The following is a 25,876-nucleotide window of genomic DNA, read 5'->3' on the forward strand; positions in this document are numbered from 1 at the left end:
TCAGGCAACCATTTTAAAGGACAAAAATGACTGCAACTGCCTATCTTAATGAGCTAAACCAACAATATCTGACGATTCATCGCACCAAAGAAGATTTCTTCTGGGAAACCTACATGGGGATCAGCGACGATCATCAAGGCTCAACCAAAGCACAGACCGAGTGGACCAACTTCCTTTCTCAAGCTTCAAAAATTAACGAAATTAGACAACAACTTGAAGCCGCAGAAACCATCGCAGACTCAAGCGAGAAAGCGCAGACGATTCAAGGACTCAATGGCTGGTTAGCCATGTTCCAATCGCACGCTATTGAATCCCCCGAAGCGGGCGAGCTTAAGAATGATCTGATTCAGTTTGAAGCAGAGATTTTTGAGAAGAAGCAAAAGCACGTGCTTACTTACGTGAACGAGAAGGGTGAAACGGTGGAAGGCAGCCTGCCGATCCTGAGCTCGGCAATCCGCGCCAACAATCAGGAATCCGTTCGCCAATCTGCGCATCAAGCGTTATTGGATCTCGAACAGTGGCTACTGCAAAACGGCTTCCTTGAGCTGGTGAAAAAGCGTAACGCCTTTGCCCGCACCATGGGCTACGCCAACTTCTTCGATTATTCTGTGGTGAAAACCGAGCACATGACCAGTGACGAACTGTTTGTGATTTTGGATGATTTCGAACAGCGCACTCGCCAAAACCATCAAAATAGCCTGGATGCATTGGCGCAAGAGAAAGGCAAGGACGCCTTAAAAGGGCATAACTTTGTTTACTCTTTCTCTGGCGATGTCATGCGTGACTTGGACCCATATGTGCCGTTTTCTAAATCGCTACGCCGTTGGGTAGAATCGTTTGGTCGCCTCAATATTGATTACTCCGGAGCGGAGCTCACACTCGATCTGTTGGATCGCAAAGGCAAATACCCGAACGGTTTCTGTCATGGCCCTATCCCTTCTTTCTATGACCAAGGAGAGTGGATTGCCGCTAAAGTGAATTTCACTTCCAATGCCAAACCAGACCAAGTCGGTTGTGGCTACGATGGCATGAATACCTTGTTCCACGAAGGAGGCCACGCCGCTCACTTTGCTAATGTGAAACTCAATGCGCCTTGTTTCTCGCAAGAATTTGCGCCAACCTCCATGGCTTACGCCGAAACACAATCGATGTTCTGCGATAGCCTGCTTGACGACGCAGATTGGTTGAAGCGCTACGCATTGGATGACGCTGGCAACCCAGTACCAGACTCGATCATTCAAGCGATGGTCAATAATCGTCAGCCGTTCAAGGCTTATGCAGAACGCAGCATTCTCGTTGTGCCGTACTTTGAGCGTGCGCTTTATCAAATGAGTGACGAGCAACTCACGGCAGAAAGCGTGACCCAGTTGGCCCGAGATACCGAAATGCGCATTCTAGGTTTGGCGTGCAGCCCACGTCCACTGATGGCCATTCCACATCTGCTGTCTGATGAAGCCTCTTGTGCTTACCAAGGTTACTTGCTGGCTCACATGGCGGTGTACCAAACTCGTGCCTACTTCACCGAGAAATTTGGTTACCTATGTGATAACCCAGAAATTGGCCCTCTGTTGGCAGAGCATTACTGGCATGCAGGCAACAGTGTGTCTCATTCTGAGTCGATTAAGCGCCTGACAGGTGAAGGGTTCAATGCGAAATACCTCGCCGACGCCTGTAACCAAACTGCACAGCAGGCGTGGGAAAAAGAGCAGCAGAAAATCGCCGCCCTTGCCGAACGAGAGATTCACACTCCTGCTAGCCTTAACGCAACCATCACCATCGTCGATGGCAGTAAGGTGTTGGCTTCGAACGCCATTTCTGACGCCGATATGTGCGATCAATTTGAAGCGTACATCGTCAAAACCTATGGTCGATAACTGATCGATATCCAGAGCCAGCAACGTGCTGGCTCTGCTTTTTCCCCTAGCACTCTCTTCCTCCAGCTTCTTCTTCTCCTCGACGCCATCGCTGAATGTCTGACCGATTCCAAAAGCAGAGACACAACACTCATCTCAATAAATAACGCATTGAATAACAAGCCAACTTATATATGATGAGACTACAAAACTAATTGCATATATAGCATAGCGTTTTGTTTTATTATCAATGATCAAAACTCTCCCACTCGTCTGCATAGAGCGAGAGATGAGAGAGTCAATAACAGACAACGGAGTTGGTCGTGAATAAAATTATCCTCGCTTCTGCAGTTGCAGCGGCTGCCGCTAGTGGCGCGTATTTCTATAAAGTAGGACTCAATACTCAAGCAGGCGATGACTTCTTGGCTTATGTACCCGCGGATACCCCGCTGATCTCTTTGCAGACCAACGCCATTAATCATTACGAGTACTTAACCTCTATGGGTTATCAGAATGAAAGCTTCGCCGATGCGTTCGATCTGAAAGAGCTCACCCCAGAGCAAGCCTTTCTTCTCGCCTACTTTGATGGCTACCTTAACAGCGCCAGCAATGAACAAAGCCTCAAGAATTACCTTGGTACAGGCGACAACGTGAAACCACTGCTCTACACCTTAGGCATGGTACCGGTTTACAAGTTCGAGATTGAAAACCCAACGGCTTTCTGGGCCACCATCGATAAAAAGGAAAAAGAGACAGGTGCGACGCATGAAGTCGGTAAACTTGGCCAAGCTGATTACCGCCGCTATGTTCTCGCGTCAGAGCCAAGCGCAGAACAAAACCTTGGTTTTGTAATCGCCCTGGAAGGCAAGGTGGTCACCTTCACGCTCGATGTCCCGATGTTTGGCGCTGAGAACACATTGAAAATGGCACTTGGCGCAGAAAAACCTCAACACTCGTTTGCAGATAGCGGCAAGTTAGCCGCACTTCAAACTAAATATGGCCCAAATTACCAATTTTACGCCTACCTTGATAACCAAGAAGTGATCAAAGGGATCACGCTCAAAGGCAGCAACCAGTTGGCTCGTCAAATTGATGTGCTGCAACAACTCTCTCCAGAAGATCAAATTGACGTGCTGCGTCAGCCGACTTGTCATTCTGAATTGACAACCATCGCCAACAATTGGCCTCGTATTGTGTCTATCGCGAGTTACCAATCCAAAGACAAACAACTGGTTATGGATGGCAGCATTGTCGTCGAGAGTAACAACCAAGTTCTCATCAATGCACTCAAAACCGTACGCGGCTTTATTCCTAGTGATGAAATTAACCGTGACAGCATCTTTGGTATGAGTTTTGGCCTCGATGTTGCCAAATTAGCGCCAGCGATCAGCAATATTTGGAACGATTTGACGCAACCAAGTTACTCTTGTGAACTCCTCGCAGACGTCCAACGAGAGATTCGAGGTGAGAACCCTGCTGCGGCCGTGAGCATGGGTGCTGGCATGGTAAATGGCGTAAAAGGCATTCAGTTTAGCCTGAATGATATTACGATGAACTTACAAGGCCAGTATGGGCCTGAATTTGAAAAACTGGATTTCCTATTCAGCCTCTCAGCAGATGATCCATCACTTCTGGTGCAAACGGCAAAAATGTTTGTTCCACAATTAGCAGAAGTGAACATTGAACCCAATGGCCAAGCCGTGGATCTCAGTGCGCTGGTTGAAGCGCAAACGGGGATGAAAACGCCACTCTTTGCGCGCATGAACGACAAACACCTCACGCTCTATGCGGGTGAAAAAGCCGCAGCGGAGTCAGAAGTCGTGCTCAAGCAGCCGTTAGAAGCAGGGGGGTTGTGGCAAGCCTATATGAACACCTCACGCGTCCTTGAATTCGCAACGATGGCGGCTGAACTCAGTGGCGAGCCAATTCCAGAAGAAGTTAGTGAAGCATTAACGGTGGATGCCACACTCAATTTTGTTTTTGACGCGAACGATAAAGGCCTAGAAATGCGTTACGACTACCGCATTGATAAGTCATCCATGAATGTTGCCAATCAATAATCACTGTCGCGATTGTGCGTTTATCCAAAGGGACCATTGGTCCCTTTTCTATTCCCGGCTATTTCTACTTGCTAACAGGAGATATACCCAAACAACTTGGCGTTGCAGCCAACACCGCTTCAGCTTCAAGTAGCAAAGGGATAGAACCCCATCCACTGACGCTCCCCCTAACTTGGGATGGTTTCATTCCGCACATCACCGAGTAAGGCAAACGCGCTGGGTCCTGTGCATTTTTCTGGCATACCAGCACAAAAAAAACGGCCACCAAATGAAACAATATTCGCTGGTGGCCATTTATCTATTCGGTTTGGGTTTACTTCATTGGCGTACCGTCAGCAGGGTTGATAAACGCCGTCTGATCGGGATCGTCAGAATGATAGAGAGAGGCTTGTCGGTTGTGAATGAGTTGAGCTGCTAACGAAGGGCTTACTGCTCTGTGCTCACCTTTTTCCACTCTGAATTCGCCATCCCAAAAGTTATCCCTGAAGCGTCCTGACTCGAGGAACTCAACAACAACCTTCATCGCTTTCTCCTTTCTACCGCACTGGGTTAATTATAGATATGTCAATATAAGAAGTGATAATGCGAAGGTGTTATAAGCAAAGGAGGTATTACAACCAAAATCCAGTTTTCATGGCGCGATGTATTGAGCCAGAGAGACAATAAAAATGGGCTGAAGAAACAGCCCATTCGACACTCTTAGTGATTATCGTCTAAACACAAAGAGTTAGCGGAAACCATCAAAACGATAAACTTGATCGAGGATTTCGCCTTCTCCCGCGTTCACATCGCTCCACTCCGTACTATGCCAAAAGCTTTTTAAGGACAGATCGGTGGCGTCTGAATTGATCAGTTCGCTGATTTCGTAGGAACCGACGTAATCAGCGTGTGTGACGTCAATTCTCAACTGACCATTTTCTATCGCCCAGTTAAACGGAAACTCTCCATCTTCAGCATCGACAAACGCCCCAGTGCCCTGCGGATTAAAGTAAAGCCATTCGTCGGCGGTAAACACACGTTGCTGATCGATGTACTCGTAATAGCCCACCGCCCAATAAGCGCTTTTGCCGCTATCGGTGCCAGCCATGAGTTCGGCAGTCAGTACGCTTCCGTCCCCCATTTGTGATTTACATTGCGCCACTGCGGCTTGATAAGCTTCAAAGCTTTCGTAGTAAACGGGTTTATCATTGGGCTCATCCCAAGGAGTATTGCCCGTATCACAGCTCACCGCGGGATCACTCTGTGGCGCATATTTCATGTAGTCGACAGCGACGATTTCGGAAAGTCTCTCACTTTCTTCTTCCGTAACCACTTTGTTCCATTGGAAGTACCCTTTGAGGTAGTAGCCCGTTTTATGCTCGCCAGTGAGAGCAAACATATCCACATCGTCATCCAGTGGGAACCGAATAGTCACGATCCCTTTTTCATTGATTGTCCAGGTGAGATCCTTGAGATAATTGCCGTTTTCAAGCATCACCCCTGCCCCCTCTTCATAGAAGAGGTAACTTTCATGCACGCGGTCTTCGGCATCATAGTAGTGCCATTGCATTGTCACTAACTGCTCTGGGGTCAGCGGTAGGTACAAACACGTCTCTAAGGCTTGATAGAAATCCGCTTCAGTCGGTGAACCCGCTGGGCGATTATTTTGTTCATCCCAACCCGTGTCACCATATGTGCAGAGTGATTGCTGTGCTTGCAGCACTTTCAAACGCTGCTGCGCTTTTTCACGGCTGGCAAAGTACTCATCGCCTCGTTCAGTCATAAACGAAATGCCGCTACTGTCCGCTTGTGCATTCTGCATAAAGATCGCTCGAGGAATGATCTCCTGCCACTGTTGTGGCTGTTCAACTTTGCCTTTCAGTAAATAAATACCGTTCACCACATCGAACACATCAAACGCATTGGCCAATCCACCTGGAGTAAAGGTGATCGCTTGCATGACATAACCCGATGCGTCATAGAAAGGATCATCGGTGACCAAATACCACACGCGCGGATCACCATTGTCGTGGTAACGGAATGATGGTGTAAACGCAGGTTTGGCATAGAGATTCAAATTCGGAATCATCTCTGACGTAATTTGGTCAACCGGCACACCTTGCTCTAGCAAGCTATCCACTTCAGCGATCAAGTCGATATTGCGATCAAACCACTGGGTATAGCTGTAACCCATCCAGATGTCGTCATACAAATTGAACACCGTGTATTGATGACCAAAGACATTCTCGGACGCGGTAAAATCGTACCCTTCCAGTGCAATATGATGCCAAGTTTCGTAAGCGCGTTTCTCCGTGGCAGATATTGTGCGCTCATGAAGTGAGAACTCACTGAATTTCTCACCATCTGGCTTCTCTGACGACGTGCGTTTTATTGCATCCGAATCGGCAAGCAAGTAGCGCGAGCCAGACACTTTCGTACTGCTGTCTGCCAACAACTCGGTGGTTCTTTCCACCCAATACGCGGTGCGATTTTCCCATTTTTGGTTGTTGTAGTTATAGTCAGCATACTCTTCGTAGCTGTTGTCTGTCGGGCTCGACCAAATAGGTTGATGCTCCGTTAAGCGATAGGTGTTTTCGCTGTCAGCAACAAACAGGCGGTATTGGTTTGTCGAGCCATTAGCTTGCCAATCCCGGTGTTCTTCCAGCCAAACAGGGATCTGTTCGCGACGTTTTTCTACGCCACGGTAGGCATAATCTTTCACGTGGGTCGCGTCATCATCGATCTTGAAGCCATTGACGGCAAATTGATCCAACTGCGTCGTCACGCTAGCCAGTTCACCATCCGTTCCCTGAGTGACGGTCACATATTGAATGGTGTCGATACCCAGTAACGTTTGTGGATGTTGTCGGCTGGTAAAATTCACGCCATCGAACGTGCGTCCTCCGCCATTGTCAGCCCCTTCCAAAGCGGCATCCGCTTCATCAATGTATTTCCAATACTGCTCACCCTGCGCGGTTTTCTTCCCGATATCCAAAGACCGGCCAACAAACAAAATCTCGCCGTCTAAGTTGAAATCATATCGCCATTCGCTAATGCGGCTAAAGCTGCCATCTTTTTGCGTCTGTTCAATACTATGTTCTTCGCCCAGTAAATCCCCCTCTACGGTACGGAAAGTCCGTTCAACTTCGGTGGTGACCAAGCCACTGTTAAAGGTTTCGACGCTTGTGTGATAGGTCACGTCAAGCACTCTGGCTTCTTTACCGAGGTGGGTCACCGTTGGCCAGCGATAGCTTAGCTCTGTGCTTTGGTCTTGGGTTGATTTGTCCGCATTGTCGGGATAGGCATCCACGAGGCTATCCACACCATCGTTATCGTGGTCGCCCGCTTGCGTGTTGTCGTTCGGGAACTCATCCACCACACTGTCATAACCATCTTGGTCATGATCCCCCGCCAATTTCGGATCGGTTGGATATTGATCCACCAAGCTATCAAAGCCATCCTTGTCTGGGTCACCCGCTTGCGTGTTGTCGTTCGGGAAGAGGTCATCGACATCCTTCACCCCATCGTTGTCATCGTCAGGGTCGGCGTTATCTCCCAGCTCATCACCGTCAAAATTGCGATATTCGGTAGCATCGTCTGGGTATTCATCAAACAAATCAGGAACGCCATCACCATCATCGTCCATGTTGCCGTCGTTGTCGGCATCATAATTAAACTCAGGCTTCTTATCGGCCAGATCTTCTGCAGACGTATCTTCGATGGTCTTCTTAATGCCCTTATTAACCTGTTCCGCAGTATGCGCCATTTTTTGGCTAGCCTCTGGGTCATCCATCGTGGTTTGATATTGTTCTGGAGTTTCAGCTAGCACGACGCCTACTGTCACCAAACTACGCGCCGCAAATGCCGCTTGTTGATGCTCTTCATCCAAGAAGTCACCCAAAACTTGTTCATCCGTTAAACCTAGTTGCTCGGCAATGCGCTTAACCGATTGTTGCTGCTGAGCGGCGATGAGTATGGGGTTAGTTTCGCCTTGCAGGCGATTCACCATATCAACATGAACAAGGGTAGAAAGTGGCGTGATGGCCGCTTCACCAGCGGGGGCAGACATGGTGTATCCCGCGGTGATGGGATCGACATTTCCGCCTTCCGTATCGATGGTTTCACCGGCTATCGCTTGCACGATAACGGGAAAGCTTTGGTAGTTAGCAACGTTGCTGACGTCCAATTGCGCGACGCCCTGCTGATTTGAGTAGGCGATGGGCTCACCATCATCGTGAACCCAGTTAGGGGTGGTGTCCAACCACACCTTAGCATTGTGAAGATAGCCATCAATGGCTGTGACACTATAGGTATCAGGCACCGTAGGTGTGCTGCTGTCTGATGAGTCACTACCACATCCAACCAAACTGACCATCCCCGCCACGCTTAGTGCAATGACGATTTTATTGGCTCTCATGATTCCCTCCGAATTCCTTTTTATTTTCTTCTCACATCGCAATGTTGCGCGGTTACGCAACGGTTATATGCAGCTTAAAAAGGGAACTCAGTCACTTCATCACCCATGTGGGTGACGCAGCACGAGCAATTGAGCGGGGTTTGATTTACATCAATAGAATTAATAATAAGAGACCATTCATACAACTAAAGAATAAGATCCTATACGGTAATAGCGCGAGATCAATTGATTTTGATGACGGCACCCTGTCTTGTGCAAAATCCGTTTAATCTGAGTACGAACCGTCTCTTTCGAGACAGAGCGATAGTGGGCAATTTCACTGCCATCCATCCCTTGCACCAGAAGTTCCAGCACTTCCAATTCGGCATCCGTCAGTACATCACCGTTATGCACGATCGAACGAATAGGGCTGAGCTGAGCAAGTCGTTTTACCATGCTTTGCTGGGCGACCCAACAGTTGCCCCATGAGATCAAAAACTGCCACAACCTCTTGAGATGATCACGCTGCTTAGGCGGTAATGCACTGAAACCATGACAACTCAACATCAAGTAGTGGTGCTCAACCAGTCTAAACAAACCGCAATAGGAATGATGAAGTTTCATGGTTGGGATCAGCACTTCACGAAAGACGGGGTTGCGGATCTGTTTCACTGGCAGCATCTCTTGCATGTAAAGATACTGGCCAATCAATCCCTTACGCAGGTAATACTGTAAGAATGAATCGTGATGTTGATTTTGCTGATAAATGTCCAACTGTTGGCTCGAAAATCCGAAATCAAACTGCAACCGTGGCACCTGATAAGGGTCCAAAATCATGAACACCACATTCTCGATACCCGCCTGAGCCAGTTCGCGCAAGACGATCTCTTCAAGCTCAATGGGTGAAATATTCACGTGATTAAAATCGAGTAAGGTCGAAAAATCTGATTTCATCATTTGCCCCGTTCGGTTGCTGTTTGTCCGGCCATACTGCAAGTGAACGCCTTGATAGTTTCACCTCAAATATTAGTTGAACAAATACTCAACCAAAGTACTAGAAACCGAACCAATGATCTGACGCACGTTTGTCGCGATATTGACTGCCAAAAATGAGGGCTATGAATGAAAATGGAGCCAAAGACGGTCTGATGTTCACTCCCTAAAGCCAGTGAACAAAATTGAGCGAGAAGCCATGAAAATAACCCCTGTAGCGGCATCGTTTGGCGCCTTAGTTGAAGACGTTCAGCTCGGTGCCATCAACGAGCGACAATTTGAGGCGTTGTACCAAGCGTTCTTACATTACAAAGTGCTGTTCTTTCGCGATCAGTTGCTGACAGCAGAGCAGCATTTGGCAATCGGGCAATGCTTTGGTGAGCTGGAACCGATCCACCCTTTCTTTCCTCATTTGGCAGACGCCCCACAAGTGGTGGTGATTGAAACCCGAGAAGGATTGCCACCTGGAGAGAGCTACTGGCACACCGATCTCACTTGGAAAGCCCGCCCCTCAAAATGCGCTCTGCTTCATGCCCAGCACTGCCCAGCTTCTGGAGGCGATACGATTTGGACCGACATGGAAGCGGTTTGGCAATCGCTTGATGATTCATTAAAGCAGCAGTTGAGACCGCTGTTGGCCACCCATGCTTTACACGCTTTTGAAAATAGCCGTTATGACCACAAGGATGAAGATGGGGAAAGCTACGTGGTGAAGAAATCGCGCGAGTTTCCAGCGGTACATCACCCTGTGGTAGCGCAGCATCCGGAAACTGGACGAGAGACACTGTATATTAATGAACAATTTACCCGTTGTATTGACGGGTTGGAGGAAGCGCAAAGCCAAGCGCTGCTAGAAACGCTTTTTGCCACAGCTCGAGAAGAGAAATTTCAAGTCCGCTTTCAATGGCAAGCAAACTCTTTGGCCATTTGGGATAACCGCGCGACCCAACACTTTGCCGTGACCGATTATGGCGATCAGCCACGTCGCTTGCACCGCGTCACCATTACTGGCGATGCACCACAAGCAACGCAACTTAAGTAAGCTGAATTCAGTTAAGGCTAAGCGCTTATTGGCGCACCAACAGCATCATCACTTCAGCGTGATCAGTATGCGGGAACATATCAAACCACTGAGCACGCTCGACTCGGTAGCTAGGCAGATGCGCTAGGTCTTGCTGCATCGTCACTGGGTTACAACTGGAGTAAATCAAATATTGTGGTGCCAGTTGCTCCAACTGTGCAGTCAGCGCTTGGCCCAAGCCGCGGCGTGGAGGGTTAACCAAAATAAGATCCGCGGCTTGCGTTTGTGCCTGAGAATACGCCGCCGAATCCAACGCAGAGAAACTCAAATTATCAATGCCGAGTTGTTGAGCCGAAAGCTTCGCGCTGTTGATCGCTTCTTCTTCAATTTCAATGCCAATCACTTGCTCTGCGTGCGGTGCGCAGTGAAGCGCAAAGCCACCAACGCCGCAGAAGAGATCCCACATTTGGCGTGGTTTGAGCTCGGCTACCCAATCGCGGGCAGTGGCGTAAAGCTGGGCCGCCACATGCGGATTGGTTTGGAAAAAGCTTTTTGGTCTCACCACCATCGGCACACCGTTAAATTCTTCCAACAAATATTGCGCATCAGTGAGAAAGATCTCTTGCTCCCCTTCCAAGCGAGCCATGTGGATCGGCTGAATGTTCGCGCTGATGACACGAATGGCAGGAAACGCCTGTTGCAACCTCGGCAAGTTGTGGCGAATGCGTTCAAGTGCTGCCTCACTTCTCACCACAAAACGCAGCATAAACTCGCCACGAGCCTGACTACGAGTCAGCAAAACAAACTTAAGCTCACCTTTTTTCTTCACTTTGTTGTAAGGCGGAATGCCTGATGTACGTATCCATTCTTGCAAGTAAGCCAACAGCGCTTGGCTATCTTGAGTGTAGAGCGGGCAATGGACTAAGGAGATGGGCGTGCCGTCTTGGACACTTTCGATCCCTAACGTGGGTTGATGCGCGGCACCAAGCGCGACCATTTTCGCTTTGTTACGGCAATGCATTGAGTCACTTTGAACCGGAGCCAACCACGCACTTTGTGCAACATCAGAAAACAAGGTATGTAACGCATTGTCTTTCATTTCAAGCTGTTGAAAGTAAGGAGTATTCATGTGTGTGCAAGAAGTGCAGCTCTTTTGCTCAAAATAAGGACAGGACATGGCAATCGCAACAAAAAAAGAAAACGGCAGTCTATTCCTCTGCCAGCAATTAACCATTCCAATTATTTGTCATTACGATTAATAGGGGCAATAACAAGAGATTCGACATTTTTCATCATAGCAGATAAAGTTTGTGCACATTTTCTGCTAAGGATTGAGCCATGAACGCTGTTATTGACACTCTGCTTTCCCACCGTTCTATTCGCAAATTTACCGACCAAGCGATAACGCCAGAGCAACTCGACACCATCATTCGAGCAGGGCTAGCCGCTTCTTCTTCCAGTTTGCTACAAGTGGTCTCAATCATTCGCATTACCGATCCAGCCAAACGTCAGCAGCTTGCCGAGCTCGCGGGGCCACAACACTATGTCGAAACGGCTGCCGAATTCCTCGTGTTTTGCATTGATTATCAACGCCACGCCACCCTCAACTCAGAAGTACAAGCGGGCTTTACCGAGCTGACATTGATCGGCGCGGTGGATGCCGGCATCATGGCGCAAAACTGCTTATTGGCCGCAGAGTCGATGGGGTTAGGTGGCGTTTACATCGGTGGGCTGAGAAACAAAGCCGCCGAGGTGGATGCCCTTCTCGAACTGCCTCCATTCAGTGCCGTCTTGTTTGGTATGTGCTTAGGCCATCCAGACCAAGACCCTGATCTCAAACCACGGCTGCCCGCGGAGGTCATTCTCCACGAGAACCACTATCAGCCGCTCGATCTCAATAAAGTAGAGCAATACGATCAAACCATGCTCGACTACTATGGCAAGCGTTCATCAAACCAAAAACAGGCCAGCTGGTCTGAACAAGTAACGGGCAAGCTGGCGGGGGAATCTCGCCCTCATATCTTGCCTTATTTACACAGCAAAGGCTTGGCGACAAAGTAACGCCTCACCACAGTGAGATATCTTAACGACGAAAAGGCAGAACCCAAGTTCTGCCTTTTGCTGTCTAACCCAATCTCACGAGTGGTTTTAGACCAGTTACCACTTCATTTCACCCATGCTCACCTTCGCCCCAATGGTGACGCCTTCATCTGCCGTCAGTAGTGGGTATTGCGCCGTGATCTTTTCAATCAATTGCGTCGAGTTGCTTGATTGCTCTACATAGCGCTGCCAATCCATCACATACTGTTTCGTGAAATCAACCGCCTCTACACGAGGGGGAACTTGCCCTAAGTAATGGCCTGGGATCACGCGCTTTGGCTTCAATTGCTTCATACGATCGAGTGATGCAACCCACTCAAGACGTTCCTCTTTGGTTTGACTATCAGCCATCCAGACATGAATGCCACTGTAAGTGGATACCCCACCCAATGCGGTTTTAAGAGACGGGATCCAGTAGTACGCGTTATGCGTACCCGCTTCTTTTAGCTCAATCTTTTCACCTTCAAGCAAGATGTCGCCGTTGTAGACCTCTGGCACATAAAGCTGACTTGGCGCACCTTCGCCAAGAATTGGCCCCCAGTAACCGATCTTTTGATCTTTTGTGTGATTGATGTGATCAACGATGGTTGCCGTCGCTTTAATCTTTACTTGAGGAAAGGCTTCCACGATCGGCTGAAGACCAAAATAGAAATCTGGATCACCACCAGTAATGTACACCGTGGTGAGTTCTTTGCCCGATTGACGAATCAACTCCACCAGCGCTTTACCTTCGGTAGTACTGAACTGTGCATCGAACAAAATGGCTTCTTTTTTCCCCGAAATCAGCGTCGAGCTGACCGGAAAAATGGCCTTTTCTTGTGGGTTATAAGTGGTCAGTTTCAGTGCTGCCAATGCTGGCTGGCTCAGGGTTGCGAGTACCGCAACGGCAAGTATTTTCTTCATAGAGTTGGCCCTTTGAGTTATCTGTTATCAACGGGCTCTAATGTATTTCGTTTTATTTGCGCGAAATAGCCACACATACACACATCACTAGTGCGAATTATGCACCAATAGTTCACACTCACCGTTCTCGTTTATAACGCCTGCCACAGCGGATCGCTTGCCATTCGCTGACAAATAAAATCAATAAACTGCCGATGTAACGGCGTGATCTGCTTACGACTTGAATAGACGAGGTAAACCCCTAGTTCATCAGGCTGCCAATCCGGCAAGACGGGCAATAGACGACCTTGTGCAAGATGTGGCGCCACCGCAGCATAGGGCTGCTGGCTGATGCCACTTCCATGCAGTGTTGCCGATAACACGATCGTAGAAATATTGGCGGTGATAGGGCCTTGAATATCGATACTTTCTCGGCGGTTATCTCGGGTTAAATACCAACGGTTTTTGCCAAAGTAACTGAAGCTTAAACAACGATGTGCTGGCAAATCGCTGGGCTGCTGCGGATGACCAAACTGTTCAAGATACGCAGGTGTGGCAACAAGGGCACTACGACACACACCCATTTGCCTTGCAATAAGCCCTGGGGCCAAATCATTGGTAATTCGTACCGCCAGATCCACCCCCTCTTCAATTAAGTGGGTGCTGCTATCGGCCACCAGCAGTTCGATCTGTACCTCTGGCCATTGAGCACAAAACGCTTCCACGGCTTGCAACAAGAAATGCTCAATTAAAGAGTAGGCCGAAGCAATACGAAGCTTGCCAGAAAGCGTATTGTTTTGCCGATCTCGTATCGCGCTCACTTCATTAGAAAGGGAAAGCATTTGATAGGCGAGTTCGAGCGTTTGCTCTCCAGCATCCGTGAGGCTTTGTTTACGGGTGGTGCGGTGAAGCAAACGGCTTCCAACCCACTCTTCTAACTCACTAAGATAGCGTGATACCTTGGTCCTCTCGATTTCGAGCACGTTTGCAGCGCCAGACAAACTGCCTTGTTCTGCAATTGCTACAAAAGCCCTGAGAGCCTCTAATCTGTCCATTTCTCACCTCATCTCGAGAGTATCTACTCTAATTCATTACATTTCATTACATACTCTCTTTTATCTCTATTAATCAACAATTTAATTAATAAAAGGTCACATCCACTCACAGAATCATAGATTGCATGAATTAATTATTTCACTACACTGCCCACCGAACGACAACCAAGCATAGATAAAAATAATTTGCGTTAACAATGTCTTAACGCATCGATCTGAGCGATTGGCGCAGATTGGATTCTTTTTCTTGGCAACTTTAATATTGCTTACCCAACAATTTGGCTGCACATGCGAACCATCCACATTTTGGTCGTGGTGATTTCTCACTCATACGCCCAGCGTTACGACTAGGCTGAGTATCGTCAAATGGGTATACCACAACACAACAAATATTATGATTACTATTACTTCGGATTCACTCAATATCGCTTTAGCGCTTCTTAAAGAAGCAAACTTTACTCGTGACCAAATTTTTTATAACGACGGGGTACGCAGCCATCAAGTTCTGGGGCTGAATGTTAAATATGAAGATTTTGAAATCGGTGGAATGTATCTCAGACAAGAGACCCGTTACACGTTAGTTTTGCACGCAGCAGACTGCATCGAGTTCTGGTTTGATCGAGAGCAGGTTCGCTTCGAATCACGCAAAATCGTTCTGCCTCATTCTAATGTGGGTCTTCCTTCCGAGCTTGCTCAGCATAACTTTTAAGTCCTAATATCTTCTGCAGGATAGGCTCTGAGTTATTCTCACCTGTAGAAGCGATAACCCGAACTTCCAAGGAGAGGAAGAACGGGTTATCCATTACCCTCTCTCTAATCTGCTACGTAAGCGCGCAAGAAGATACGCACCATTTCATTGATATGCGTCTGTTGATCTTGCTCGTTGGGCTGCGCAAGGTTTGCCACCAATTGCGGCCATAGAAATTGACCGTGGAACAGATTTAACAAGGTAGCCATGATCTGCTGGCTATCGCCAGAGATCAGCCTTCCGTCACTGATGGCATTTTCTATCCATTGTTTGAGTTCTACGTCTTTGCCCCCCATCAAGGCGAGGTATCGCTGTGCCAGCTCGGGCTCTCGAATGAATTCACCCACGATCATACGCACCACAGGCAAACCCACTTCACTGTAGAGACCGATCACTTTGCGCTGCAAGTACGCTTTGAGCTGCGAGTCCAGCGCCCCATGAGCTTGATATACAAAAGTGGTGTGCTCTTTTTGCTTTTCCACCATGGCATTAATGGCTGCAGTGAACAGCAACTCTTTGCTTTCAAAGTGTCGATAAAGGGTGCGTTTTGAAGTGGATGCTTTTTCGCATACACGATCCATGTTGGCGGCATTAAAACCAAATTCTATAAATTCATCTTTGGCGGCCTCAATAAGGGCAAGCCGTTTTTGCTCGGTAACTTTCATAGCCATCCTCTTTCCATTGCCGCTTAGTATAGAGCAAAAATAACAAAAGTACACTTTCAAGTTTACTTGTAAAAAATTAGGTGTATGATCGTGACAAAATGGCGTTCAACGGATGAGAGACCATTGACAGGTGCCTAAACCAAGGCGATGTACAACAATGGCTGAACCACTTATGTTGGTTTTGCTCTATTTATTGATGTTTAACGAATGAAAAAAGCCGTTCTGCTCTCCTTACTGTTTGCTGCTTGCTCCACCCCAACCGTAGCAGACTCCTTTTCACTGCCTATCTGGAAAGAAGACGCAGAAGCGCTTGGTTACACCTTGCCAAAACCGATCGGTTTTAACTTGAGTTACATGACGATGGAGCAAGGTATTAATGTCGATTCCATCGATCTGCAAGGGTTGGACTTCAACTATCTCGATATCGGTTTGGATGCAGAACCCGGACGCCAATATACCGAAGTGCTGACGTTACGGGCTGATGTTTGGCTGTTCCCCTTTCTTAACTTGTACGGTTTGGTGGGAAAGCTAGATGGCTATTCAACCACAGACGTTACCTTAACCGCGGGCTTTAACCCCAACAGACCGATTATCACCCATAAAATCCAAGACTTTCGCTTGGATCTGGATGGCTACACCACGGGCTTTGGCGCGGTGCTAGTCGGCGGTTATGAAAACTGGTTTGCGTTGGTGGACGCCAGTTTCACGCAAAGCCGTTTGACCGTCATCGACGGCACCATTGACGCGATCGTTGTCTCTCCTCGTGTCGGTTATGATTTCAATCGCCACGGGACACCGCTGCGTATTTGGGCTGGTGCCATGTATCAAGATGTTGAGCAAACACTCAAAGGTTCGCTTTCCGATCTTGGCTTGCCCTCGTCCTTAACCTCACTGCTGCCTAGTGATGCTCGTTTCGAAGTTCAACAACACTTGCAAACCCCATGGAACCCCATTGTGGGCATGCAGTATCAAATTAATGAGAGTTGGTATCTGCTCGGTGAGTTTGGTTTTGGTGACCGCCAGAGCATGTTCTTCTCAGTCGATCGGAGATTCTAACCCATGGGCAAAGTTGGGTGTTGCGCTCTGCTGGCTCTCACCAGTGTCAGTGCCTTTGCAAAACCACAAAGCAGTTGGGTAGATAACCTACTGGAAAAACTGGGTGCCAGCGACACGGTCGATACCAGAAAACTGATCGACTGGGGCGTGTTACCGGGTCCCTTTGTCAACCCAGAGCAAGGGCTCGGTATCGGCATCGCGGCCGTGGGATTGTATACACCAACAGGCTGGCAATCTACAGATCCTTATTCCACCTTAACCCTGACTTCCTACGCCTCAACTTCAGGCTCTTACGGATTAGGGGTTGAAAATCGCACCTATCTTTCTGGTGATCGCATTCGCTTACTGATCGATGGTTGGGTGAGCCATACGCCCGGTTATTACTGGGGCCAAGGCGAAAGTGCGGCGCAGACCGACAACAACAAAACTCAGTACAATGCGCAACGTTACCAGTTCAACCCGAAAATCGCTTATCAGATTGCGCCAAACGTCTATCTCAAAGCGGGATGGCACTGGCAAACCTACCAAGGGGTAACCGTTGACGATGAGACCCCCGTGGCCAAAGCGCTGAGCAACGGCAGAAGCAGCGGCATGGTGCTGGGTATGGAATACGACAGCCGCGATTTCGAGCCCAATCCGGCAATGGGCAGCTATTGGAATCTTGAATGGAGTGACTTTCGCCAGCAGTACGGCAGTGATACCAACTACCAACAATGGTTGATGAATGTACGCCATTACCTGCAAGTTTCCTCACAAACCATTGTGGCGATGGAACTCTATAGCCAAGCGTTTACCGGTGACGTGCCTTGGTACGATCAAGCCATGCTGGGCGACGACCAACGGATGCGCGGCTATTATCAAGGCCAATATCGCGATCGCAATCAGCTCTCCACCCAAGTGGAGGTGCGCCATAGCTTTAATCAACGTCATGGGATGGTGGCTTGGGTCGGCGCAGGCACCATTGCCCCTCACTACAACGAGTTGCTCGAACAATCTTGGCTCCCCACCGTCGGCATCGGTTATCGTTTTGCCTTCAAAGCGCGTATCAATGTCCGCGTCGATATGGGATTTGGCAAAGAGAGCAGCGGTTTCTATTTTCATGTCAATGAGGCGTTTTAGAAAATCATGATGAAAATGAACAAAACAACTCTTCTTCTGTTGCTCGCCAGCTTCTCTTCCTCGGTGCTTGCCGAGGTCGATGCCCCCGTGGGTGTGCGCCCATGTTGCGCCTTTGGTTACGACCTAAAAGCCCAGTTGGGAGGCATTCCCGTCCCGTTCTTTTCAGTGGGTAACGTGGTGGACGCCGACAAAATTGGCCAGCACCGCTACAACGATGGCTCACAATCCGTGTCGGGCAATTTGCTCGGACTGGGCGATGAAAGCAACGGCCTCATTTTTACCCAACACGCTGGCTTTATTGATACCGCCCACGTTCGAGACACCGCGGATTACACCTTCTATCTCTATCAAGAAAACCTCACCCATCTTGGTCAGGAATATCAGGTTGAACTCAAACAAGAGCTGCGTGTGCGGCAGATCCATTGGCAGCCTCAGTTTCAGGCGGAGTCTCTGAGTCAAGCCGAAAAAGTACAACGTAGCGCTGACGCCGCCGCGTTCATCGCCTTTCAATTAGCGCAATGGCATGAAATTGCCCAATGGTTTGGTTTGATGTCCGTCGGCGGCTTCGACGAGTTAGCGTCGGCCTTCTCTCCAGAAGATCTCTACTCCAACATGCTTGGCGCACAACTGGCGAAACAGGTGATTCTTGCCACTCCTACCTTGGATAAGAAAACCTTCTCCAAAAACGTCGATCACGTCCTACAACAACGCCTAAGCGAACTCAAAGCGCAATCGAAAAAGATCACTCAACAGAAGATTGAAGCGCTCGATGGGTTATGGTGGGACAGCGCACGCCGTTTGCCTGACAAGTGGCTGCTGCTCAAGCGTGACTACCAGCTCGCTTATACCCTTCAGCCTAATTACCCGGGAAGCGAGCATACTCTGTCACTCAATGCGCACTTTTCTGATGGTAGTCCGATTTCCGATTGGGTCAGTCTGAAACTGATTGCCAGCAACGAGGAGAAGCACTTTTCAGCCTTGCCTGACACCCTGAAAAAAGCGCAAGTCTGGACGCATCAGAACTTTGCGAATTTGGCCGATTTTGCTTATCAACAAGATGCTCGTCATCACCCTAAGTCATTCTCTCCTCAGGTAGGTGAAGAGTAATCAAGTGCATAACTTGCGCTTGTTTATGCAAAATCAAGAGGCATATGCATAGCGATTATCATCTGGTAAGAATTGATGGGTTTGTTTATCTATCGATAAAAAAGATAAACAACCTAATTCAACAGATAAATATTCTAGCTTACTTTGTTATCACCTTGTGAATATACTAAAATTTCAGGTGATATAGATCACATCTATTAATCCAATTCATCAATTTACTTTTTTATTTTTAGTGGACACTGCTACCCTGCTGCTCCCCTTGAACTGAACTCAAGGTGCATAACTATAAGGAGTGTTCATATGAATACCAAGAAACCGATGTCGCTAACCGGCCGTGTAATTCTTGGCATGGTTGCGGGTATCTTGACAGGATTCGCGATTCGCGCGCTATTTGCTGACAATGGATTTGTTGACGCATACATCGTAAATGGACTTTTTGAAGTCGGCGGTAAAATCTTTATTGCCAGCTTAAAAATGCTTGTTGTACCACTGATTTTTGTTTCGCTTGTTTGTGGTACCAGCTCACTTAAAGATATCTCGACCCTAGGTCGTATGGGTGGTAAAACCCTGGCGTTTTACATCACCACCACCGCCGTTGCTATCACGCTCGCTCTGACCATGGGTACGGTATTCCAACCTGGATCAGGTGCAGATCTCACCGCAGCAAGCTCGTTCAAATCGGCAGAGGCACCGTCATTGGGTCAAGTGATCATCGATATGTTCCCGACCAACCCAATCAGTGCGATGGCCGAAGGCAAAACGCTTCAAGTGATCGTCTTCGCCCTGTTGTTTGGTATTGCCATCAGTGCAGCTGGTAAACCGGGTGAGCGCATTGCGGCGATCTTCTCTGACCTTAACGAAGTGATCATGAAGCTGGTTGCGCTACTGATGAACCTGGCCCCTTACGGCGTGTTCTTCTTGATGGCGAAACTGTTTACTGGCCTAGGTTTGGGCGCAATCATTAATCTAGGTGAATACTTCCTAGTGTTGACGGCGACACTGCTCATCCATGGTTTGGTCACTTACAGCTTGATGCTAAAAGGCTTCACTGGTCTAAGTCCATTGACTTTCTTGAAGAAAATGGAAGATGCCATCATGTTTGCCTTTTCAACAGCCTCGTCTAACGCGACCATTCCAGCCACCATGGAAACGGTAAAAAACCGCCTAGGCGTAGACAACAAAATCGCCTCGTTTACGGTTCCGTTGGGCGCAACCGTCAACATGGATGGAACAGCCATCATGCAAGGCGTGGCGACCGCATTTATCGCTCAAGCATTCAACATCGACCTTAGTATGGGTGACTATGTGATGGTGATTCTCACCGCAACATTAGCATCTATCGGTACCGCTGGTGTTCCGGGTGTTGGTCTGGTCATGCTGGCGATGGTACTCAACCAAGTGGGTCTACCACTGGAAGGTATCGCGCTGATCATGGGTGTCGACCGTCTACTGGATATGATCCGCACAGCTGTCAACATCACTGGTGATGCGTGTGTTTCGGTGATTGTTGCGAAATCAGAAGGTGCTTTAGATCTTGACCGCTTTGCCGATCCAAAAGCAGGCGAGAAAGAAGAAGAAGTACACCTAAAACGTGCAGACGCTTAATCAGCAATTGCATCGTTAATAGGCACGAACAAACAGCGAAAAATAAACCCCGTAGAGAGAACTCTCTGCGGGGTTTTTACTTGGGGTCACGCTGACCGTGATGCCATCCACAGGCTATGAAAGCACCATGCGTTGTTGAAGGTATTCTATAAAGGTTTTAATCTGCTGCGGCACGTACTTTGACTGCGCATATTGCGCCAAAATCTGCCCTTGATAATTGCCGCCAAGGTGCCAGTCACTGAGTAACTCGGTCAATGCTCCCGACTCAATATAAGGACGAATCGCAAACTCAGGAAACACCGAAATGCCAAATCCTCTCAGCACCGCTTCACGGCGAATTTCACTGTGATTGACCGCAAATGAGCCCTTCACATTCACCGAAATTTTTCGGCTGCCGATGGTAAAATCCCACACCCTATCCCGCGGATTTTCTCCCAAACACAAACAGTTGTGGCCCACTAAATCATCTGGATGGTTCGGCGTGCCTTGCTGCTGCAAATACTCTGGGCTTGCACACAACACCAAACGGCAGCGACCTAAGCTACGAGCCACTAACCCTTCGGTTGGTTTGTCAGTGATTTGGATGATCACGTCCACCTCATCGCCTATCGGGTCGATATAGTGATCCGCGACTTTCAGTTGCAGCGCCACTTTGGGGTGATCAGCAATGAAATCGAGCACGAACGGCATCAACACCTGACGAGATAACGCTTTCGGCGCGGCAATGCGCAGTGAGCCCGATGCTTCACTTTTGTCCGTTTGCGCGGCGGAAACCGCCATCTTCGCCGCATTCATCATATCACTGCACAGGCTATAGACCTCTTGCCCCGTCGCACTCAACCGCATTTGTCGCGTTGTGCGCTCAAGCAGTTTCTTTTCCAGCACATTTTCCAAACGAGTTATCGAGCGACTGACCGAAGACGGCGACACACCAAGCTTTTGCGCGGTTTTCGAAAAACTGCCAGATTCGACCACATTAACGAAAATTGCCATCTCAGAAAGCAGTGGAATTAGCCTATTTGTGTCCATGGCGCAATTATCCTTTGCATTTTCACTGTATTGTTCCGTTGAAGTTACTTATAGATACTAAATAAGTCAATTGACATTAGTCAGACAACATCAAGGACAGAGAGATGAAGAAAATCAGAAGTATTGAGGATGTACAAAACGTCGCGAGCCAAGCCAAACATGTGTTGACGCTCTTTAGCGGCGGCTTAGATAGCTCTTACTTGCTCGAAATTCTCAAGAACAGCCGCGCAAAAGTCACCGCGGTGGCCATTGATCTTGGCGATGACATCGAAGAATCCAAACTCAAGCTCATCACCGATCATTACGGCTTCGATTTAAAAATCCTCGATGCAAAACAGGAGTTTGTTGAACACAGCCTCTTTTGCGCCATACAAGCACAAGCGCTTTACCTAGGTGACTATCCGGTCAGTTCCTCACTCTCTCGACCAATCATTGTTAAAAAAGCGGTCGAGCTGGCGCAGAATCTCGGTTGTGACGCCATCATCCACACCGCAAATCAGTCGCAAAATAGCTTACGCCGTCTCAATGGCGCGATTGAACGTTCAGGCTACCAAGGTTTCTACGGCTCGCCTTATGAGTATTCCGCCATCAGCCGCGAAGAAAAAGCTCAGACGCTGTTTCACTCCGGTTTGGTTGGCTTTAAATCTCGTAATGTCAGTGGCGATTCCAATTTATGGTGTCGCGAGTTTGAATCCGGCATCTTGGACGATCCGGAAAACTTCACCCTCGCCGATTCGCTTTTTACCTGGTCGCGTTGGCAACCAGAGCACCATCTTGAAGGCAACAGCATCAAGATCGGTTTCAAACAAGGTTATCCGGTTACCTTAAATGACAAACCGATAACTCTACTCGAGTTAATAGCGTTTATTAACAACCACGTTGGCGCGTATGAGATAGGTCGTTATGTAGGGTTCGACCATCTCGATCAAGACGAAAAAGTGTTAGAGGTGCGCGAAGCACCCGCCGCAATGCTCTTGATGAAGGCTTATAAGTTGCTCGAAACGGCCACTTTACCTACCGATGTTCTCAAAGCCAAAGCATGGCACAACGAAACGTGGACTCAAGAAGCGGTCGAAGGTCGCTTCGGTAGCCTGTTGCAAAATGCCAGCTATGCGTTCATCGCTCACACTGCCGAGCATGTCTCTGGCAGTGTCCTCTTTCAACTTTCCCGAGGTAATGCAATCGCCACCAGTATTGTTGCAGATAATGCACGATACCTGCGTGATCGCGACAATTGGGAGATAAACGTGGCGCATACCCGCAGTATGCGCTCGGTTCAACTTGAACCGACATCTGATAAACAGCATCAAGTCGCGTAACGGAGGCGCAGATGACAATGACAGAAAGCACGACTCATAAAACCAAGCAGAGCGTTCTTCCCATTTCGCAACAGCTGAAAAAGTACAAATACGTCTTTATCAATGGACGACAAATGACGTTACTACTCAGCACTCATGTTGGCGAAGTGATTCGATTCAAAAACTGCTGGAACCAACTAGAACGCGATCGCTATATGGCTGACGGTGGAACATACCGTTATCGTCGCTATGGTCAGTTCACTAAACTTGCGCGGAGCAAAGAAATTGTGATGATGCCGCACGAACCCTATGTTCAACCTGCGTACATCAACACACTCAATGGCGATATTGAACGTCACTTTGAACCGTTAACCGACCGCTTTGTGACCTCCCCTGTACTAGAAAAACTGCTCAAGATGATGAGCGAAATCTATGACGACGTCGAAGGCGAACCGCAAAACTGGAATATCCGTTTGCACCCCTATCGTATCACCGCAACGGAAGCGGAAGCAGGCGAACCAACGCCTGAAGGGTTGCATCGTGATGGCGTGACTTATATCGCCTCGATGATGATCAACAAGATCAATGTATCCGGTGGCGAAACCCGCATCACCGATGACAATCAAAATGAGCTCGAGCGCATCACGCTCGACAAGACTTTCGACATCGTCATGGCGGATGATGCCGCTACGATGCACGAAGTCTCCACTATTACCCCCGCGAGCAGTGAAACATCAGCATCTAGGGATGTACTCGTTATCGCTTTTACAAAAATGGAGAAATAACATGACAATAGCGACGAGTTCGTTAAAAAAAGGAAGTTTTAAGTTTCCCCTCACTGAAACACTGCTGCTGTTAGTGGCCGTGTTTTGGGGAACCAGTTACGGGCTCACCAAAAGCGCTCTTGTGTATACCAGCGTTTTGCTCTTTATCTCGATTCGTTTCTCGATCACTTTCCTGTGTATGCTACCTGTCGTGATTCGAGACTTTCGCCAAGGACTCAATAAAGACTGGAAGATTGCCATACCGACCGGCTTTATCCTCTCGGCGATTTTTTTCTGCGAAGTGTTTGGGGTTTCACAAACCTCTGCATCCAATGCCGCATTTTTGATCAGCCTCACCGTTATCCTAACGGCGTTTGCGGAACTGGTGATCAACAAAAAGCGCATTAGTAATACCTTGCTGGCTCTCACTGTGTGCAGTGTCATCGGTGTACTCTTGCTCACCAGCGAGCAAGGCATCGAGCTTTCACTCAACACTGGCGACTACTTTATTTTAACTGCGGCACTGCTGCGTGCCTTAATGGTCACCATGACCAAACGTTTCACCGAAGGCAAAGAGATCACCACCACCACCCTGACCTCTCTACAATCTTTTGTTGTGGCCAGTTGTGCAATCGTCGGCGTGTTGGTGTATGTGCCAGCTGCAGAGATCGTATTGCCCGTCTCGTTGGAGTTCTGGTTAACCGTCGCCTACTTAGTATTGTTTTGTACCCTGTTTGCTTTCTATGTACAAAACTACGCCGTGCGAAAAACCTCACCGACTCGCGTTTCACTCCTGATGGGCAGTGAGCCATTGTTTGGTGCTATTTTCGCCATGGTATGGCTACAAGAATCCCTCACCGCGCTGCAACTGCTCGGTGGCGCACTCATCCTGTTTAGTGTGATTGTTACCTCGACTCGGGATAACTGATCGGATTCCCCTTCTTTGAATCCATCACTTTAAGACAAACCAAGCGAGCCTCGGCTCGCTTTGGTTTATTTGGCTCACTATGAGCCTAGACATTATCAACTTGCGCATAACCAGGGACCTAGGTGAAAGCAACAAGCATCGGTTACTGAAAATGAAGTTCTCTTTGTAACCATTCCTTGAAAGCGTTAATCCTTAACACACGTGATGACGAAGGATCACTGATCACGGAGATGCGAACGCCAGGTTTGAGCCCGATGTTAAATGGCTTGACCAACAAGCCGCGCTCAACGAAATCGGCGGTAATGCTCTCTGTCGCCAAGCAGGCACCATGACCCGCAACAACGGCATTAATCGCCATATCGAAGGTACTGACTTCCATCCATTGGATCCCTTCACGCTTGGCCTGAACATTGGCACAGTGAAACCACTGATCCCAGTTGAAGGAGGTAGAGTTAAAGTCAATCAGCCAACAGCGTAGCAGTTGTTCTGGCTCAGTAAACTTCATGGATTCTGCTAACTGTGGTGAGCAGTAGGGAAAAATGGCCTCTTCAAATAACGTCTCTTGCTCAAGCTCAAGATGCTCGACGGTGTCATCACCTTGCCAAATAAGCACATCCGTTTCTGTGTGGCGGATATCAATGCCCTTAGCGTTTTGCACACGAATAGGTACATGAGGGAATTCCATGGTGAATTTCCACAATCTAGGCATTAACCAGCGAGTCGAAAACGAGCGAGGGGCACTAACATTCAACACGCCTTCAAGCGGTTCGTTTTGAATTCGATTGAGCCCTGTAACAATGTTTTTGAAGCCATCATTCACATGTTTTTGCAGGATCTGACCCTTATCGGTGAGATGCATTTCTCGCCCACGACGAACAAACAATTTGCACCCTAAACGATCTTCAAGCTGGCGTAATTTTTGGCTAATGGCAGCTTGGGTAACATGCAGCTCTTCGGCCGCTTTGCTGTAACTTTTTAGCCGCGAGGCCGATTCGAAAAAACGCAGTGCTGAGAGATAACGCAGTCGATTGTCCATAAGCTGAGGTTATAGTTCCTTTAATAAATCGTTGTTCGTAACCCATTTTGTTTGCCTTGATAATAGCGCTAACTGATAAGTAATCAAGGACACCACAATGAAGCCAGCTAAATACATTCACATCAAGAAAATGTTTAATGTATTGAAATTTAGACTAATATTTTCAAGCTCAAGCAGAAAAG

At 48.2% G+C, this 25,876-nt stretch carries 21 protein-coding genes; 12 read left to right on the top strand and 9 right to left on the bottom strand.

Translation table 11 applies throughout. From position 1 onward, the window contains the following. Positions 1 to 26 precede the first annotated feature (26 nt). Positions 27 to 1,874: a M3 family metallopeptidase gene (locus AOT11_RS16670; protein WP_017421859.1), complete on the top strand. Its 1,848-nt coding sequence runs from the start codon at positions 27 to 29 to the stop codon at positions 1,872 to 1,874. Between the two features lie 302 nt (positions 1,875 to 2,176). Then, a complete protein-coding gene (locus AOT11_RS16675; protein ID WP_026050574.1) occupies positions 2,177 to 3,913 on the top strand; it encodes a hypothetical protein in 1,737 nt (578 codons plus the stop codon). Between the two features lie 313 nt (positions 3,914 to 4,226). Here AOT11_RS16675 and AOT11_RS16680 read toward each other — a convergent pair whose 3' ends face one another. The 3 genes from AOT11_RS16680 to AOT11_RS16690 all read right to left on the bottom strand — a co-directional run bounded on the left by AOT11_RS16680 (position 4,227) and on the right by AOT11_RS16690 (position 9,242). Further along, positions 4,227 to 4,436 (bottom strand): hypothetical protein, encoded by a 210-nt coding sequence (locus AOT11_RS16680; protein ID WP_011082275.1) that lies wholly within the window; start codon positions 4,434 to 4,436, stop codon positions 4,227 to 4,229. 204 nt (positions 4,437 to 4,640) lie between these two features. Beyond that, positions 4,641 to 8,309 (bottom strand): hypothetical protein, encoded by a 3,669-nt coding sequence (locus tag AOT11_RS16685; RefSeq protein WP_017421857.1) that lies wholly within the window; start codon positions 8,307 to 8,309, stop codon positions 4,641 to 4,643. Between the two features lie 177 nt (positions 8,310 to 8,486). After that, positions 8,487 to 9,242 carry a helix-turn-helix transcriptional regulator gene (locus tag AOT11_RS16690; protein WP_017421856.1) on the bottom strand — a complete coding sequence of 252 codons (756 nt, stop codon included), beginning with the start codon at positions 9,240 to 9,242 and terminating at the stop codon, positions 8,487 to 8,489. A 214-nt stretch (positions 9,243 to 9,456) separates the two neighbouring features. Between AOT11_RS16690 and AOT11_RS16695 the strand changes: the two genes are divergently transcribed. After that, positions 9,457 to 10,323 (top strand): TauD/TfdA dioxygenase family protein, encoded by an 867-nt coding sequence (locus tag AOT11_RS16695; protein ID WP_017421855.1) that lies wholly within the window; start codon positions 9,457 to 9,459, stop codon positions 10,321 to 10,323. A 25-nt stretch (positions 10,324 to 10,348) separates the two neighbouring features. Here AOT11_RS16695 and rlmC read toward each other — a convergent pair whose 3' ends face one another. After that, complete coding sequence (gene rlmC / locus AOT11_RS16700; RefSeq protein ID WP_017421854.1) at positions 10,349 to 11,479, bottom strand: 23S rRNA (uracil(747)-C(5))-methyltransferase RlmC; 1,131 nt, start codon at positions 11,477 to 11,479, stop codon at positions 10,349 to 10,351. Between the two features lie 161 nt (positions 11,480 to 11,640). Here rlmC and nfsA point away from each other — a divergent pair, with 161 nt between their 5' ends. After that, positions 11,641 to 12,363 (top strand): oxygen-insensitive NADPH nitroreductase, encoded by a 723-nt coding sequence (gene nfsA / locus AOT11_RS16705; RefSeq protein WP_017421853.1) that lies wholly within the window; start codon positions 11,641 to 11,643, stop codon positions 12,361 to 12,363. A 96-nt stretch (positions 12,364 to 12,459) separates the two neighbouring features. Here nfsA and vmh read toward each other — a convergent pair whose 3' ends face one another. Both vmh and AOT11_RS16715 read right to left on the bottom strand, forming a co-directional pair. Next, positions 12,460 to 13,305, bottom strand: a complete 846-nt coding sequence (vmh, locus tag AOT11_RS16710; protein WP_011082269.1) for an MBL-fold metallo-hydrolase Vmh — start codon at positions 13,303 to 13,305, stop codon at positions 12,460 to 12,462. Between the two features lie 131 nt (positions 13,306 to 13,436). Further along, positions 13,437 to 14,339 (bottom strand): LysR family transcriptional regulator, encoded by a 903-nt coding sequence (locus tag AOT11_RS16715; RefSeq protein ID WP_017421852.1) that lies wholly within the window; start codon positions 14,337 to 14,339, stop codon positions 13,437 to 13,439. Positions 14,340 to 14,733: 394 nt separating this feature from the next. On the opposite strand from AOT11_RS16715, the gene AOT11_RS16720 reads away from it, so the two are divergent. Further along, entirely contained in the window at positions 14,734 to 15,048 is a 315-nt protein-coding gene (locus AOT11_RS16720; RefSeq protein ID WP_017421851.1) for a hypothetical protein, read from the top strand. 104 nt (positions 15,049 to 15,152) lie between these two features. Here AOT11_RS16720 and AOT11_RS16725 read toward each other — a convergent pair whose 3' ends face one another. Continuing rightward, positions 15,153 to 15,752 carry a TetR/AcrR family transcriptional regulator gene (locus tag AOT11_RS16725; protein ID WP_026050575.1) on the bottom strand — a complete coding sequence of 200 codons (600 nt, stop codon included), beginning with the start codon at positions 15,750 to 15,752 and terminating at the stop codon, positions 15,153 to 15,155. A 207-nt stretch (positions 15,753 to 15,959) separates the two neighbouring features. Here AOT11_RS16725 and AOT11_RS16730 point away from each other — a divergent pair, with 207 nt between their 5' ends. From AOT11_RS16730 to AOT11_RS16745, 4 genes are all read left to right on the top strand, one after another. Next, positions 15,960 to 16,808, top strand: a complete 849-nt coding sequence (locus AOT11_RS16730; RefSeq protein WP_017421849.1) for a hypothetical protein — start codon at positions 15,960 to 15,962, stop codon at positions 16,806 to 16,808. Between the two features lie 3 nt (positions 16,809 to 16,811). Then, a complete protein-coding gene (locus AOT11_RS16735) occupies positions 16,812 to 17,927 on the top strand; it encodes a BamA/TamA family outer membrane protein (RefSeq protein ID WP_017421848.1) in 1,116 nt (371 codons plus the stop codon). 6 nt (positions 17,928 to 17,933) lie between these two features. Then, positions 17,934 to 19,034 carry a DUF4056 domain-containing protein gene (locus tag AOT11_RS16740; protein WP_017421847.1) on the top strand — a complete coding sequence of 367 codons (1,101 nt, stop codon included), beginning with the start codon at positions 17,934 to 17,936 and terminating at the stop codon, positions 19,032 to 19,034. 300 nt (positions 19,035 to 19,334) lie between these two features. Further along, positions 19,335 to 20,639 carry a dicarboxylate/amino acid:cation symporter gene (locus AOT11_RS16745; RefSeq protein ID WP_017421846.1) on the top strand — a complete coding sequence of 435 codons (1,305 nt, stop codon included), beginning with the start codon at positions 19,335 to 19,337 and terminating at the stop codon, positions 20,637 to 20,639. A 114-nt stretch (positions 20,640 to 20,753) separates the two neighbouring features. Here the strand turns inward: AOT11_RS16745 and AOT11_RS16750 are convergent, their stop codons facing one another. After that, the gene (locus tag AOT11_RS16750; RefSeq protein ID WP_017421845.1) at positions 20,754 to 21,668 is read right to left on the bottom strand and encodes a LysR family transcriptional regulator; all 915 of its coding nucleotides are present in this window, start codon (positions 21,666 to 21,668) and stop codon (positions 20,754 to 20,756) included. 104 nt (positions 21,669 to 21,772) lie between these two features. Here AOT11_RS16750 and AOT11_RS16755 point away from each other — a divergent pair, with 104 nt between their 5' ends. From AOT11_RS16755 to AOT11_RS16765, 3 genes are read left to right on the top strand one after another with little or no spacing between them, the layout of a single operon-like run. Continuing rightward, positions 21,773 to 22,987, top strand: a complete 1,215-nt coding sequence (locus tag AOT11_RS16755; RefSeq protein WP_017421844.1) for an argininosuccinate synthase-related protein — start codon at positions 21,773 to 21,775, stop codon at positions 22,985 to 22,987. Positions 22,988 to 22,998: 11 nt separating this feature from the next. Then, the gene (locus tag AOT11_RS16760; protein WP_026050578.1) at positions 22,999 to 23,751 is read left to right on the top strand and encodes a 2OG-Fe dioxygenase family protein; all 753 of its coding nucleotides are present in this window, start codon (positions 22,999 to 23,001) and stop codon (positions 23,749 to 23,751) included. Position 23,752: 1 nt separating this feature from the next. Continuing rightward, the gene (locus AOT11_RS16765) at positions 23,753 to 24,658 is read left to right on the top strand and encodes a DMT family transporter (RefSeq protein ID WP_026050579.1); all 906 of its coding nucleotides are present in this window, start codon (positions 23,753 to 23,755) and stop codon (positions 24,656 to 24,658) included. Between the two features lie 142 nt (positions 24,659 to 24,800). Here the strand turns inward: AOT11_RS16765 and AOT11_RS16770 are convergent, their stop codons facing one another. Further along, complete coding sequence (locus AOT11_RS16770) at positions 24,801 to 25,694, bottom strand: LysR substrate-binding domain-containing protein (protein ID WP_017421842.1); 894 nt, start codon at positions 25,692 to 25,694, stop codon at positions 24,801 to 24,803. Positions 25,695 to 25,876: the final 182 nt, after the last annotated feature.

The sequence above is a fragment of the Vibrio vulnificus NBRC 15645 = ATCC 27562 genome (assembly GCF_002224265.1).
GTDB lineage: Bacteria > Pseudomonadota > Gammaproteobacteria > Enterobacterales > Vibrionaceae > Vibrio > Vibrio vulnificus.